This is a genomic window from Spiroplasma gladiatoris (assembly GCF_004379335.1).
In the GTDB taxonomy this organism is placed as follows: domain Bacteria; phylum Bacillota_I; class Bacilli_A; order Mycoplasmatales; family Mycoplasmataceae; genus Spiroplasma_A; species Spiroplasma_A gladiatoris.
Genome location: NZ_CP038013.1, coordinates 836,681 through 852,563 on the forward strand (window position 1 = coordinate 836,681; position 15,883 = coordinate 852,563).

General features: G+C 25.6%; 14 protein-coding genes. 1 reads left to right on the top strand and 13 read right to left on the bottom strand.

The window, feature by feature from the left end; genetic code table 4:
* The first annotated feature begins 48 nt into the window (after positions 1 to 48).
* Positions 49 to 951, top strand: coding sequence for a ribonuclease HIII (gene rnhC, locus SGLAD_RS03730; RefSeq protein WP_134297716.1), 903 nt, complete (start codon positions 49 to 51; stop codon positions 949 to 951).
* Between the two features lie 20 nt (positions 952 to 971).
* Here the strand turns inward: rnhC and add are convergent, their stop codons facing one another.
* The 13 genes from add to SGLAD_RS03795 form a co-directional block, all read right to left on the bottom strand.
* The gene (gene add, locus SGLAD_RS03735; RefSeq protein ID WP_134297718.1) at positions 972 to 1,982 is read right to left on the bottom strand and encodes an adenosine deaminase; all 1,011 of its coding nucleotides are present in this window, start codon (positions 1,980 to 1,982) and stop codon (positions 972 to 974) included.
* 18 nt (positions 1,983 to 2,000) lie between these two features.
* Positions 2,001 to 3,488, bottom strand: a complete 1,488-nt coding sequence (locus SGLAD_RS03740) for an NCS2 family permease (RefSeq protein WP_134297719.1) — start codon at positions 3,486 to 3,488, stop codon at positions 2,001 to 2,003.
* 220 nt (positions 3,489 to 3,708) lie between these two features.
* Positions 3,709 to 4,206, bottom strand: coding sequence for a deoxycytidylate deaminase (locus SGLAD_RS03745; protein ID WP_243831611.1), 498 nt, complete (start codon positions 4,204 to 4,206; stop codon positions 3,709 to 3,711).
* Complete coding sequence (locus tag SGLAD_RS03750; RefSeq protein ID WP_134297720.1) at positions 4,184 to 5,518, bottom strand: rhomboid family intramembrane serine protease; 1,335 nt, start codon at positions 5,516 to 5,518, stop codon at positions 4,184 to 4,186. The genes SGLAD_RS03745 and SGLAD_RS03750 overlap by 23 nt, the downstream gene beginning before the upstream one ends.
* A 9-nt stretch (positions 5,519 to 5,527) precedes the next feature.
* A complete protein-coding gene (locus SGLAD_RS03755; RefSeq protein ID WP_134297721.1) occupies positions 5,528 to 6,442 on the bottom strand; it encodes an RluA family pseudouridine synthase in 915 nt (304 codons plus the stop codon).
* A 2-nt stretch (positions 6,443 to 6,444) separates the two neighbouring features.
* Complete coding sequence (locus tag SGLAD_RS03760; protein WP_134297722.1) at positions 6,445 to 7,230, bottom strand: signal peptidase II; 786 nt, start codon at positions 7,228 to 7,230, stop codon at positions 6,445 to 6,447.
* Between the two features lie 11 nt (positions 7,231 to 7,241).
* Positions 7,242 to 9,950, bottom strand: coding sequence for an isoleucine--tRNA ligase (gene ileS, locus SGLAD_RS03765; RefSeq protein ID WP_134297723.1), 2,709 nt, complete (start codon positions 9,948 to 9,950; stop codon positions 7,242 to 7,244).
* A gap of 293 nt (positions 9,951 to 10,243) precedes the next feature.
* Positions 10,244 to 10,585 carry a hypothetical protein gene (locus SGLAD_RS03770; RefSeq protein WP_134297724.1) on the bottom strand — a complete coding sequence of 114 codons (342 nt, stop codon included), beginning with the start codon at positions 10,583 to 10,585 and terminating at the stop codon, positions 10,244 to 10,246.
* Between the two features lies 1 nt (position 10,586).
* Positions 10,587 to 11,441: a MurR/RpiR family transcriptional regulator gene (locus SGLAD_RS03775; protein ID WP_134297726.1), complete on the bottom strand. Its 855-nt coding sequence runs from the start codon at positions 11,439 to 11,441 to the stop codon at positions 10,587 to 10,589.
* 17 nt (positions 11,442 to 11,458) lie between these two features.
* Entirely contained in the window at positions 11,459 to 12,508 is a 1,050-nt protein-coding gene (locus SGLAD_RS03780; RefSeq protein WP_134297728.1) for an ABC-2 transporter permease, read from the bottom strand.
* Complete coding sequence (locus SGLAD_RS03785; protein ID WP_134297730.1) at positions 12,471 to 13,514, bottom strand: ABC transporter permease; 1,044 nt, start codon at positions 13,512 to 13,514, stop codon at positions 12,471 to 12,473. The genes SGLAD_RS03780 and SGLAD_RS03785 overlap by 38 nt, the downstream gene beginning before the upstream one ends.
* Before the next feature lie 4 nt (positions 13,515 to 13,518).
* Entirely contained in the window at positions 13,519 to 14,898 is a 1,380-nt protein-coding gene (locus SGLAD_RS03790) for an ATP-binding cassette domain-containing protein (RefSeq protein ID WP_134297732.1), read from the bottom strand.
* Between the two features lie 15 nt (positions 14,899 to 14,913).
* The gene (locus SGLAD_RS03795; RefSeq protein ID WP_134297734.1) at positions 14,914 to 15,843 is read right to left on the bottom strand and encodes an alpha/beta hydrolase; all 930 of its coding nucleotides are present in this window, start codon (positions 15,841 to 15,843) and stop codon (positions 14,914 to 14,916) included.
* Between the last annotated feature and the right edge of the window lie 40 nt (positions 15,844 to 15,883).

A 15,883-nucleotide genomic window follows, 5' to 3' on the forward strand; every position in this document is an offset into this window, starting at 1 on the left:
GTGTATATATCTAATTTAAAAGTAGATATAATTTTAAAAAGGAAAAAAATGGCAAGTTTAAGTTTAAAAAATGTAAATGAAGATATTATTGATAAATTAATTAAAAATTATCAAAATAATATAGTTAAAATAAAAAATCCATATGTAAAAGTTTTTATTAAAACAAATAATAACGAAACAATTACAATATATAAAACAAACACAGTCTTAATTCAAGCAAATAGTTTAAAAAGTATTATTAATGAAAATGCATTTTTAAAAGAGTTTGATACAAGTTCAGTTAAAAAGCATCAAGATACAAAAAAATTTAATAATTTTAATATTATTGGTTGTGATGAAGTTGGAGTTGGTGACTTTTTTGGGCCACTTGTTGTATGTAGTGCTTATGTTTCTAATAATTTCAAACATGATTTTAAAAATTTATATCAACTTATAAAAGATTCTAAAAGTTTAAAAAGTCATCAAATCATTGATATATTTAAGCAAATTAAAGATAAAATAATTTATGATGTTTATATAATGAATAACGATGAGTATAATAACTATTATAAAAACTATAAGAATACACATATATTAAAAGCGTTAGCTCACAATAAATGTTTGAAATCATTGATTGAAAAAAATAATTTAAATTATGACTTTATTTTGATGGATCAATTTGTAAACAAAGACTTATATTATAAATATCTAAAAGATATCGATAAAAATCCAGTTGTTAATATTGAATTTGAAACTAAAGCAGAAAATAAGTCATTTGCAGTAGCTTGTGCAAGCATTATTGCTAGGTATTACTTTTTAAAAACAATAAAAGACTTAGAAAATTATTATCAAGTTTCTTTACCGCTTGGTGCATCAAATTCAGTTAAACAAAAAGTAATTGATTATAAAAAACATAAGCCTGAATATGTAAAATATTTTACTAAATTACACTTCAATGAAAAAATAAAATAAAAAGTTACGTAAGTAACTTTTTATTGTTTTTTGATAAAGTCAATAACTTCATCTTTATAATTTTGTTTTTGATCATCATCTAAAAATGTAGCATCAATTGAGTTACACATAATTTTTTGTCATTGTTCTTTTGTTAAATTAAATGTTTTTTGAATTAACTCGTAATTTTGATTTAAAGTTGATGGTCCAAAATATGCAGGGTCATCAGAATTCAAACTAAATGATACATCATTTTTTAAAAATTCTATAATTGGATAATCCTTAATATTTTTTCAAGCTTTTGTAAAAATATTGCTCATTGGACAAAGTGTTAAATGAATGTTTTTTTCTTTAATTAATTCAATAGCTTTTTTATTATTATAAATAAATAAACCATGATCAATTCTTGTTGGTTCTAAATGATTTATAACATCGATTACATCATGATCTGAGAAATTTTCTGCAGAATGAGCTATTATTTTTAAACCCATTTCTTTCGCTTTATTTACAACAGGTAAAAATTTTTGTACTCAATTATCACTTTCATTTGAATCAAATCCAATTGCAATTATTTTTTTATCATCAACAAATGGTTTTGCTAAATCTAAAATTTTTAAAGCAGAATCTATTGATTCATCTTTTAAAAAACACATAATAATTTTTGCATCTAAGTTTAGCGATTGATTAGCTTTTAAAATAGCTTCACATAAACCTTCAATACAATCTTTTAAAGCTACATTTCTTTTAAGATGTGCTTGTGGATCAAAAAATACTTCAGCATATCTTACATTTTGCTCACTTAGCTTTTCAAAATGTTCATAAGCAAGATCAAAAAAATCATTTTTAGTTTGTAAGACCTGCATATTTTCATAGTATCTTTCTAAAAATTCTGCTAGACTTTTAAAATCATATGATTTTTCCATTAATTTATAATCATTATATTTTATGTTTATATTTTTTTCTCTAGCTTTTTTTACAACCATTTTTGGAGTTAAAGTTCCTTCAATGTGTAAATGCATTTCTACTTTTGGTAATTTAGATAAGTTTTTCAAAATTTTATTTTCCTTTTTTTATTGAATAAATGCTAATGCTACAAAATACGCTATAAATATAATATCTAAAACTCATATAATTGGATGTACTTGTTTTGCTTTTTTGGTTGCTAAACATCCAAGAGTATAAGTAATTAAACCTAGACCAATTCCAACAGCAATATTATAAGTTATTATCATAAATAAGATAATAAAGAATGCTGAAAGTGAAATTTCTGGTTTTTTTCATTCAATTTGAGTAATATTTCCAATCATAATAATACCAATAAATAAAGTGGCAGCACCACTTACACAACTTGGTAACATTTGAAAGATTGGAAATAAAGCTATACTTAATAATAATCCAATTGAAGTTATAATTGCTGCAAATCCAGTTCTTGCACCTTGAGAAACTCCAACACAACTTTCTGCATAAACTGCATTGTGTGAAATTGACATAATTGAACTTAAAATTGTTGAACTCCCATCAATAATCATTGCTGATTTAGGGATTTGTCTTTCATATTTTTCTTCTTTGTTAATTTCAACCATGACTGAAGTTAAAGTTCCAGTCGCATCAAAGAAAGTTAATATTGTAAATACAAAAATTGAAATATACATTGTTGGACTTGTTCAAATTAATTTATTTCCTAAATTTGTAAATGTAGATTTAATATTATTTGCAAATCCATTAAACATTGATTTATATTCTCATTTTGATGAATCAAATTTTGCACTTCCAAATGAATCTGCAATTGGTTTATAATCACTCAAAGTGTTTGCAAATATTATTGCAATTATAAATCCAGCAAGCATCATTATTGCAATTGGTGCTACAAATTTTTTAAAATGTAAAGCAATTGCTCCAAACACAACTAATGTACCTAAAATTATTCCTGGATAATAGTCTTTAAAACTGTTAAGTTCAGCAGTTGGTACACCACCAAAACCATTTTCTCCGTTATTACTTACTCAACCCATGTTAGAAATTCCAACGTAAGCCACAAAAAATCCAATTCCTAATCCAATTGCTACATGTAAAGATTTAGGTAATGCTTTTATAAGTAGTTTTCTTAAATTAGAAATACTGATTATACAAAATAAAACTCCAGATATCATTGTTGCGATTAAAGCACCTTGATATCCAATTCCTTTTGTAGCAACACTAAATGTAAACATTGCGTTTACTCCCATACTTGGTGCTAATGCAACTGGAATATTTGAAACCATTCCCATAGTAAAAGTTGCACTAAAAGCAATAATTGCTGTTGCTAAAAAAACTCCTTTACCATCTAAATTTGGTTCACCGGTATTAACACTTTTTGATCCAGATAAAATAGCTGGTTCAACAGATAATATATAAATCATCGCAAGAAGAGTACTAATTCCTCCAATGATTTCTTTTTTTAAAGTAGTATTAAATTTTTTAAACCCAAAAAACTTTGCTAGTTTTGAGTTTTCATTATCAAACTTAGCTTTTGATTTGCTAGGTTCTTTAATTTTTACATCTTGATTGTCTTTTGACATTGTTCCTCCATTTTTTATTAAGGTGTAACTAAATACAATTTGTTAAGTTTTAAAAAGAAATTAATAGCAGTTAGATAGGTCTAACGTAGATACTCCAACCCTTTATGTTGGATTATACAATTTGCATTTTGATTACTTTTCTATTGTATAATAATTTTTAAAATACTAGTAATTTGTAATCAATTTTTATAAAAAAAACAAAATATAGTTAATATTTTGTTTATTCAATAATTACTTTAATTGCTTTTTTATAAACAAGATCAACTTTTGCAGTTGTTAGAATCTTTTTAGATACTTGATTTTGAATTGTATCTTTGTATTTATTATCAGAATAAATCACTTTAGTAATTCCTGCTTGAACAATAGTTTTAGCACATTCATAACATGGAAACTGAGATGTATACATCGTACAACCTCTGACACTAAAAGTTGCACTTAATATTGCATTTGCTTCGGCATGAACAACATAAGGATATTTTGTTTCTTCTCATTTTCCCTCTCTTGATCAAGGAAAATCATCATCATTTAGACCTCTTGGCAACCCATTATATCCAGAAGCAATAATGTGTTTTAAATCATTAACAACAACTGCTCCTACTTGAGTATTTGGATCTTTACTTCTCATCGCGTTTAATTCAACCATCGCTAAAAAATAAGTATCTCAGTCAATATAATTATTTCTTTTTTTCATAATTTTATATAAATGGATAGACTCCATAACCTTCTCCGGCAGATTTAATAAAGTAATTTCAACCATTATAATCATGAATAATTTTGTTTAAATATTCAGGAGAAAAGACTTTATTATTTGCATAAGCTAATAATGCTCTTAAAGTGTCTAAGTCAGGAGAAATACCATAAGCAGGAATAAATAAATATATTACAGGAATAATTATGGCAGCTGATAACATTAAAACCGGCAACGCAATATATCCATCAACACTTTTATAATTATAAGTAAACATTAAAGTTAGTGCTGCTGCAGTTCCAGAACCCATTACAATTAATAAAATATCATAAACATCCCCACTAATAAATAATGCATAAATTAACATCAATATTAATGGGAAAATAATACGATTTTTCGAAAATAGTGTGATTGTGTCACTTTTTTTAACTCAAGTAGTAACACCAAGACTTGCTATTACCATTGCTGGCAAAATTAAAGTTCCACTAAAAGTTGGATATGGTAGCAAAACAGATAAGAAGAATCCAACAAGTGGATAAGTTATAAAAATAATTAGTGCAAATCTTCATGATCCAATTATTCCTTCAGTGTATTTTGTAACTTTGAGCAACATAAATCCTAAAAAGAAAATTTGAAATAAAGCAGGAATAAGTCCTAAACCTTGCGCATTAAAAACGTAAGTAAAAATTCTTCAAAATTGTTGACCTACAACAGTTAAAGCGCGATTAGTTCCTCCAAAAAACATTGCAGTAGCAGCACCACCATTAACTCCAATTGCATTATCTTTAATAAATCAAGATAATCCTAAACATATTACTGGCATAATACAAAAAATGATTGATATTAAAATGGATACAACACTGTTAGAGTTCATACGACTAACTAATTTTTTTAACTTAACATTACTTGAATCATTTGGATTTCTTAAAGTTTCAAGAATTTCTTCTTCACTTAAGTTTTCTTCATCGTTTTCTAATCTACTTTGTTCTTGAGTTTGAAGTTTTAAAGCAGTTATTCTTGGAAAGTATTGTTTTAAAGCAAGTTTTGCATCATCTAAATTTGAAATACAAGCTACATCATTTTGAATTCCATCATAAATTGCTACTTTTAGAGTTTTGATTTTTTCTCTTTTTGTAATTTTTAAAGAACTAATTAAATTATCTAGTTTTTGATCATTTTCCAAAGCTTCTCCGATTGTAATAACAATTACTTTTAAATCAGCTTTTTTATTATATAAATAAACATTAAAGTCATCACTTATACTTGCATCTGCTTTATATTTTTCAACTTTAACTAAGTAATGAACTAATGTCAATTTTAAGTCATTATCGTTGTTAGCCATCCCAAACACCTATTTTTCTATTTCTTTTATTTTATCATTAAATTCTTTTGGTAAATCACAAGAAAGTTCAATTTCTTTATTATTAATAGGATGATTAAATTTAATTTTATGAGAATGTAAGTATTGTCCAAACTCTAAACTTTTATCTTCTTTAAAACTATATAAATGGTCTCCTAAAACTGGATGTTTTATAAAAGCCATATGCACTCTAATTTGATGAGTTCTTCCAGTTTCAATAACACATTTAATTAAAGTATGATTTTCAAATCTATTAATTACTTCAAAATGAGTTTTTGCATGTTTTGAATTAATATCTGTAACACACATTTTTTTTCGGTCCCTTTTATCTCTTCCAATTGGTGCATCAATTGTTCCTTTATTAGGTTCAATTACACCATGAACTATTGCAAGATATTCTTTATGAATTTTATTTTCTGCTAGCATATGAGTTAAAGCTTTATGCGCTTTATCTGTTTTTGCAACAATCATAATTCCTGTTGTTTTTTTATCTAAACGATGAACAATTCCTGGTCTTAAAACACCACCAATTGATGATAAATTTTTAATTTTATATAATAAACCATTAACAAGTGTATTATCTGGATTTCCAACAGCTGGGTGAACAACAAGATCATTTGGTTTGTTTAGAACAATAATATCATCATCTTCAAAAATTATTTCAAAGTCAATATTTTGAGCTTTTGCATCAAGTTGGGTTGGTTGTTTTGGATCGATATTAATTACATCTTTATCAAGTAAATTGTAATTTGAACTAACAATTTTATCATTAACCTTTACATAGCCTTCTTTAATCAAAGATTGCACATAACTTCTTGAAAAATCGTATTCTTCTTTTAAAAATTCAACCAAATATTTATCAAGTCTTTCACCTGAGTTGTTCTCGTTTATATATATTATTTCCATCTTTATTTCGCACTATTTTCTACTGTTTTATTTTTATAACTTAGTTTAGTTTTTTTTCAATTTTGTTTTTCTAACTTTGTTTTTGCTAAATAATCTTTGTAAAGAACAAATTGTTTTTTAATTGGTTGTTTTTTTACAGATTTTAAATATGTTTTTTCTAAAATTACTAAATTTTCTTTAAAGTTTTGATATAAATCGTACAAGTCACCCTTTTTTTTATATGTTGCAACAAAAACTTCTTGAACAATATAGATTATTAAACTTAAAACTAATAGTCCAATCGCAACATTTACATAAACATCTGCCATGTTAAATGTGTAATCTGTTAGTCCAAAAAAATCAAAGTCTCACTGTAAAAAGTCAACAACTCCACCTTTTATTCCACGATCTTTTAAAGCGCTATCAGGAACAGCTGGGCTTCAAGCTCTACCTAATAAATTAGCAAGACTACCTGCTAACATTAAGTTAATTGATTGACTTCATAACTTTGGATAACAAAATATTCAAACTGCAAATAAAGCAACAGTTACTACTGCTGCAAGACTAATTGCCAACGAAGGATTTCCTGCATTCATACTTAATGCAGCTCCTGGGTTAATAATGTATTGAAATTTTAATAATCCTGGAATGAACTTTGTAGGCTCAGCCATATAATTCATTTTCATAGCAACAACTGCTTTTGTAACTCAATCAAATGCACAAAACAATGTTAAAATCGGTATGCATCACAAGACTTTATATCTTCAAGCATAATTATATTCTTTGAAAAATATTTTGATATTTTCCATATAATCTCTCCTTAGTTAATAACATCATAACATCTTTGACATATATCTTCTACTAATTCCTCAAATATACCTCAACAACGTTCACATTTTAAACCTTGTTTTAATTCTACTTTTACATCAGCGACTCTATTTTGAATATCATTACTGTCATTTTCGAAAATAATTGAGTTTACTATTAAGATTTGATGTAAGTCTTCAATTTCTTTTATAAAACTAAATTCAGGTTTTAAACTAATAGTTAGTTTTGCTTCAAATCCTTTTTTGATTACTTTTTCACTTCTAGCTTTTTCTAAAGCCTCATTAACATCATCTCTTAATTTTAAAACAATATCTCATTTATTTACAAGCTCATTAGATTGAATAAAGTTTTGTTCTTTTAAATCTAGTAAGTGAATTGATTCTTCAAGGTTTTGGTTTTTAATATTTTGATATGCTTCTTCAACTGTATGAATTAAAATTGGTTTTAACATATCTAAAAGTGCAAAAAGTTGTTCATACATAACCGTTTGAACTTGTCTTCTTCTTTTTGAATCTTTTGCTTCAACATAAATAATATCTTTAATAAAATCTAAATAAAATGCGGATAAATCATTAATTACGTAATTATTTAAAGTTTTTAATGCTGTATTAAAGTTATAGTTATTAAATGATTTTATAAAACTATTTTTTACGAAAGTTAAATTATGCAAAGCATAAAGATCAACTTCACTTAAATCATTTTGGTAATTATTAATTGGCTCAAAATCACTTAAGTTAGATAGTATGAATCTTAAAGTATTTCTAAGTTTGCGATAGTTTTCACTAACTTGTTTTAAGATTTCTTTTCCTAATCTTTGATCATCTGTATAATCTGCAGAAGCAACTCATAACCTTAATATATCTACTCCTAAATCATTTGCAATTTCTAATGGGTCAATTGTATTACCAATTGATTTTGACATTTTTTTACCTTTTTCATCATTTGTCATTCCATGAGAAATTAACTCTTTATAAGCAGGTTTTCCATCATATACAACTGAGTTAATCATTGATGAGTTAAATCAACCACGATATTGATCTGTTCCTTCTAAATAAACATCATATGGTCTTTTTAGATTGAAATTATCTTCTAAAGCTATATTAGAACTTCCTGAATCAAATCAAACATCCAATATGTCTTTTTCTTTTGTTCAACCTTTATTTTGATTTTCAGGGGCAAGAAATTCATCTGCATCTAAAGTAAACCATGCATTAGTTCCTTTTTGCTCTAAAATTTTAACAGCATAGTCTACAACTTTATGATTAAAAACTGGATTTAATTTTTCATCATAAAAAGCAATAATTGGAACACCTCATAGTCTTTGACGAGATATTGTTCAATCATTTCTATCTCCAATTATATTTCTTAATCTTTCTTTTGCTCAACTTGGTTGAGTTTTTACTTCTTTTACAATCACATCATCAATTTGTTGTTTTACTTTATCTAGACTTACAAATCATTGACTTGTTGCACGATATATTATTGGTAATTTTGTTCTTCAATCATGTGGATATGAGTGTTTTACAAATTTTAACTTTAAAGCTAGACCTTTTTTTTCTAATTCAACACCAATTATTTTATTAGCATCTTCATAAAATACACCTTCTAGTCTTTCATCTTCAATTTTTGCATTAAACTTCCCTTGCTCATCAATCGGAACAAAAGCTTCCATTCCATTACTTGTAACGATGTTAAAGTCATCTTCTCCAAACCCACCAGCTGAGTGAACTAAACCAGTCCCTGCTTCATCACTAACATGTTCTCCTAAAAAGATTGGAGCAATTTTATTATCATATCAAGGATGTTGATAATATAGATTATTTAACTTATCTCCTTTAAATTCTTTTAAGATTTCAACATTTTCTCAACCAATTGTTTCTTTTACTTCTTCTAATAATTTTTTTGCTAAAATAAATTTTTTTTCTCTATTGTCAACTTTAACTTGAACATAATCGATTTCTGCATTTACACAAGTTAATTGATTAGCGGGAAGTGTTCAAGGAGTTGTTGTTCAAATTACAATTTGTGTATTTTCAAATTCTTTACTATTTATTAAATCAAATCCAACATATAAAGAAGGACTTCTAACATCTTTATATTCAATTTCTGCTTCTGCAAGTGCAGATTCACTTGAAGGAGATCAATAAATTGGTTTTAAGCCACGATAAATTAGACCTTTTTCTACCATTTTAGAGAATAATCGAAGTTGACTTGCTTCATAACCTTTTGTTAAAGTAATATATTTTGTATCATAGTCCGTAAAAATACCAAGTCTTTTAAATTGGTTCGATTGTCTTTGAACTTGTCCTAAAGCATATTCTTCACACAGTTTTCTAAAATCAGCTGGTGGCATTGATTTTCTATCAACTCCTGTTTTTGCAATTGCTGTTTCAATTGGTAAACCATGAGTATCTCAACCCATTATGTATGGTGATTTATAACCTGTATAATTTTTTCATCTTACTATAAAATCTTTTAAAATTTTATTTAAAGCATGTCCAACGTGAATATCACCATTAGCATATGGAGGACCATCATGAAGAACAAATTGTGGTTTATTTTTATTTAATTCTAATTTTTTATTATATATATTTAAATTGCTTCAATTTTGTTGTATGTTTGGTTCTTTATTTTTTAAATCAGCTTTCATATCAAAATCTGTACTTAATATTAATAAAGTATCTTTATAATTTTTTTGCATTGTTTTTTCCTTTCAAAATAAAAACGCTCCTTAAAAGGAGCGTTTTAACGCGGTACCATCCTTTTTATATAACCTAAAAATTAAGATTATATATCTTAATTTGTTTTTAACGCTTTCAGCGTGGAGTTCTAATAAGCTTAGCTGTTCTTCTCCCGTTATAGTTAAGTGATAAATTTATTATAATTTTATTAGTTCACACCAAGCACTAACTCTCTGTAAAAATTATTAATAAATTCTTGTCTTAACAACTTTAATATTAAATTTTTATGTTTTAATTATACAATATTTAGTAATTATTTACCCATATCTTCAACAATTTTTTTTGCAATATCTTCTATTTCTTTTTTATTATAAGAAAATATTTCACCATTATCAAAAAGAAACTTTTCTACAATTTCTTGATAATTATTTGGGTTTTCTTTTATTTGATTTAAACATTTTTGCATTTCATCTTTAATACCATAAGCTACTTCAACAGATTTAACAATTATTTTTTGCGCATTATGATTGGCTATTTCAAACAATTTAGTTGTTCTTTCTACACCATTTTTTATATAGTCATCTTTTAATTTATAATCTTTAATTTCTGCTTCTAAGCTTTTTATTTTTTTTAATAAATTTTGAATATCATCCATTTTATAAATGTCCTTCAAAGTTTCACATTAATGAAATTTCACTAGTTTTTTTAAACTTTTCACGATATTCTTTATTTTGCGTTACTACTATATTAAATAAAACGTCAAATATTATTAATTCTCCAGGTAAAGATGAAATTGTTGGATATTGAATTCGGTCATAACCAAGTGTTTGAGTTTCAATTGTAAAAACTAAGTTTTTATCAACATCTCCCAATAATTCAAGTGTAGTTTCTTGATCTGCAGTTAAAATTAATACAGGTATATCTCTACTTACAGCTCACTTTGCAGATTCAATAACTTCTTTTGTTCATCCAGTCCTTGTTAGAAATACACAAAAATCTTTATTTGTAAAAAACACTGCTTTTTGAACAAATACGTGAATATTAGAAACCGCAACTGCTTCTTTGTTTAATCTTGATAAATTTTGTACAAAAGAATTTGCAGAAACTTCTTGTTGTTCTACTCCAAAAACAATTATACTTCTTGATTCATATATTTTTTTTGCAATTGTATTTGCATATTCAGGATCTAAATTATTTAATGTTTCATTAATTGTAAATAAAGCGCTTCCTTTAACATTATGAATTACTTGATCGGGAGTTTTATCTTCTCCTAATTTATAATATTCAGTTTGCATTCTTGATTTTTCATAAACAAACATTTGTGCAGATTTAAAACTTTTAAACCCAAGTTTTTGACAAACTCTTGTCATTGTACTTGAACTAACATTGCTTGCTCTAGATACTTCTTGGATTGAATGCGAACAAAAATAATCAGGGTTTTCGTTAATTTCATTAACAATCGCCAACTCTGTACTGTTTAACTTATTTTCATCTAATTTTAAAATCTTCATACTAAACACCTCTTCTTTTATTTATGTTTAGGTTTGTTATGTTTTTTATCCTTAACTTGCCACTTATTTATTTTATCATATGTTAAGTTATCATTACTATAACCCATCTCTTTTAAATGGTTATTTCTTAATTCTTGTAGATTTTCTAAACTCGAACTTCTTTTAATATCACGAATGTATCGGTTTGAAAGTTTTAAAATCAAGCTTGCTCCATAACCGTCTTTAGTTCTTCTACGATGTTTTACAAGAAAATTTATTGACAGTAATGCCCCTAAAAATAAAATCATTCCAATCGTTACAAAATATGGGATTGCTAAATTACCACCTAAATTTCATTTAACACTATAATTTAAAGCTTCGGTATTAAAATTATCAATATAATTTAAATCTGGAGCATTTACTCAACCAGCTTGCATTACATTCATCATATATCTTGGTGGAAATGAATACATTATGTAGTTTAATCATTCATAACGATTAATAATGTAGTACGGATAAGCACATCCTAAAAAATATCAACTAAATATATAAATGATATTTGCTAGAATCATTGAAACCATTGGATCTTTGATATATAAATACATAATATAACACATTGTAACCATTAGTACATATAGTAATAAAATGCTTGATAAATACATTGCTCAATTAACTCCAGAAATTAATTCTTTTTGATGTTCAAAAGAAAAATAAGTAATTAAAATTAGTCCAAAACAAGCAAAAAATACAATAACAAAGTTTGCTAAAATATTTGCAAATAACACTAAAAATGGACTTACTGGAAGAAATTCAATTTTAGTACTAAAACCAGTTTCTCTATGTATATGTAAATTACGATATAACATATGAATTGCATTTCTGACAACAATTGCTCCAGTAGCTGATGCTAAAATAAATGGATCTGTACTACGAAATAACAACCAAATTAAAGTAATAAAATAAAATAAAAATATTCCTAAAAAAACATTAATAGGAGAACGTAAATAAGTTTTTGTAGAAAGACGATAAAGTTTAAAAAAAACTTTTATTCTATTTCTTTGATCTAGTTTTACTAAAACCTTTTCCATTCTTATTTTGTCTCCTTTCAACAGCTTGGTGTTTTAAATCTTTTAATGTATTATTAAGTTTACTTTTGTTTAAATTAATATTATCTCTAACTTCAATCAAACTTTCTAATTCTTCTAATGATGAGCTTCTGTTTATTGCATAAATTATTGCCATATGTTTATGCTGGTTTTTGAATTTTCTATATTTTCTATTTTCAAATTCAAAAACTTTTTTAAACATCTTATAAACAAGTACTGACAAGGTAAGTATAATAACGATACTTACTACATAAGGAATCCAAGCTTGTTCTCCATATCCAAAGTTAATAGCAGCGCCATTATTTCCAACGTATTTAAAATCAGGAGCATTAATTCATCCTGCACACATAATATTTACCATATAACGTTGTGGAAATAAGTAAGATACATAAATTACTCATTTTTCTGATACTAAAACATTATAAGGAATCCCTAAACCTAACAAATAAACTGATCCAAAATAATAAAAATTACCGATTGTAAAACATCATTCTAATGATTTAACTCAAAAAGCAATTAAAAATGCCATTAAGTTTGAAAGAATTAAAAGCAAAACATATCCTACTAAAAAAATTGGTCAATTAACATGCTTAATTGTTTCTCTTTGTTCAGGATAAAGCATGGCAATAGCTAAAGTAACCAAAGTAACAACTGCATTAGCTGTTAGATTAAACAATACCATAACCATAAAAATAAATTTTTTTGAAGTATTAGTTGAAAACAAACGATTAAAAAAGTCTTTTTGTTTAAACTCATGTATAGTTTTTACAAAATTGTACATACAATTTCTTATACCACAAACTCCAAGTGCACTTGCTAAAACAAATGGATCATAAGTTAAACTACTATTTGTTGTATCTCTAAAAGTAAGTCAACCAACCAAAGTGATTATTGTAACAAATCAACCTGAGAAAAGGTTAAATTTATCTCTTATGTAGTTTTTATATTGCATTGCAAATAATGTTTTAAATAAACTTCACTTTGACATTGCTCTAATCTCCTATTTTAATTTCTACATTTTGAGTATTTTCTATTTCTTGTTTTAAAGCTTTTTCTAGTTCTCTTTGTTCAATATCTTTAATTTTTCCATCAATTCTTAATTTTTGTTGACGTTTTAAAATTTTTGCTTCAAGTTTCATAATCCTAATCTCTTCTTGAATATATTTTTTCTTTAAAAAACGTAACTTTGTTAATTCTTGACTAGATAATTCTCCTGTACTTTCATTTTCTGAAAAAATTGTTTTTTTATTTTTAAAAATAGGATAAAAATCATTTTTTAAATATTTATAAAATGAGTCTAATTTTGAAGTAAATTTATCAAGATAAACTTTTCACTTATAATCATCTCGATTTTTCTTTCAAGTTTTTGCTAATTCTTTTATTCTATTAATAACATTTTTAATACTTAATTTTAATTCTTCGATTAAAGAACGGTTTAAAGCGGTTGAAGCCACAGTCATAAACTTTGTTTGCATTTCTTGTATGTAAAAATTAATATTTTTTACCATTACCAATATTCGATCTGTATCAAAAAAATCTAATATTTCTTCTTTTGAGTTTAATTTAGCATAATCTGCATTAAATTTTTCATAATGTTTTGAAAACTTTTTAAGAATTGGTTTAAATACAGGGTCTGGTTTTAAAACAGTTTGTTTTGCCTCAATTGCTGCTAAAATTTTATATGCATAATCATCATAATCAAATCCTTCTAACGATTCATCAATATAATCATCAGATAAAATCAATCCCATTTCCATAACAACAATACGATCACAAATTGCTTGAAAAATTGATTTGTCAGGCGAGACAATTACATAAGTTGCATTATGTTCTTTTTTATACTCTCTTAAAAAATCAATAACTTTAGTTTTCATATCTAAACCAATTGTATTTGAGACTTCATCAAGAACTATAAGTTCGGGTTTGTGTAAAAAAGCTAAAAATAAAGAAAATAATTGCAGTCATGAAGTTGCACAAGTTGCTAAACGTTTTTCTAAACGATTTTGAATTTGAAAAGTATTAAAAAGTTTATCAAGTCATTCTTGATCGTTTATATTATAAATTCCTTTGTATAATTCAATTACATCTTTAACTCTAAAACCATCAGGTCATGCGGTTTGACGAAATTGAAATCCAATAGAACTTAATGCATATTCTCTTGTAAAATTGTATTCAATAATACCACTAGTTTGAGGAATTTGATTAGCAATTAATCTTCCTAAAACTGATTTTCCAGATTGGTTTGGACCAATTATTGAAATACCTTCTCCTTTATAAATTTTTAAATTTATTTTCTTAATTGCTCAAATTTTTTTATCAAATATTTTACTTACATTTTCAAGTTCAACTAGCAACTCCTTATTATTTTCCATAACTTTTTCCTTTCTTTATTTTATTGATTTTAAAAACGCTTTAACTGCTAAAAGATAATCATTTGTGTGTTCTAATTGAGTTTGAACATGTGCTCCTGTATTGAAAATTAAAATTTGATCTTTTTTTGATATTTTAGTTCTTAAATCAAATAAACTTTGACTGTCATTTGCATAAGTCACTAAGTCTGTTTTTGAATGAATAAATAATGTTGGCACAGTTTTTTTATTGTTTTCAATTAATTTAACAATATCATATTTTAATACATCTATTTTATAATCTTTTTTATATTTTTCAATAATTTTATCCATAAAAGATTCAATATAATCTTGTATCATTTGATTGGAAAAATTTAAAACAGTTTTAAATACTTGTTTAATAAAAATATAAGAAGAATCTGAAATTGTAAACCTTACTTTAAATTTATCAATGTATTTTTTATCAAATACTGAAAATAAATTTACAGTAAATGCACCCATACTAAATCCCATAAGCCCTGTATATTTAACTTTGAAATTTTTTATTAAAAATTCTAAAACTTCTAATAAAGCATTTAATTCATTAACTCCAAAAGATACATAGCCATCAACTGATTCCCCGTGATTTATAAAATCAAAAACCATAATGTTATACCCTAAGTTGTCAAAAAAGAAAGTTGATAATGCACTTGATTCTTTTGAACTACTATAACCATGACACCCCACAAGTCATTTGTTCGTATTATTTTTATTTATATGATAAATAGCATGAATACGATCATTTATTATTACTTTTTGTCATCCATCAAAATTTGAAAAATCAATTTGGTTTAATCCATATTCTGCAACTAAAGATTGTTGATATAAATTTAAAAGTTGTTCTCAACCATAGTCTCGATAGAATTTTGCATTAGCAGCTTTTGTGTTATTTAGAACTTTAATTAACTTATCAATTATTAGATTATTCATACTATTTCTCCTTTAAATATTATTCTAATATATTTTTTTC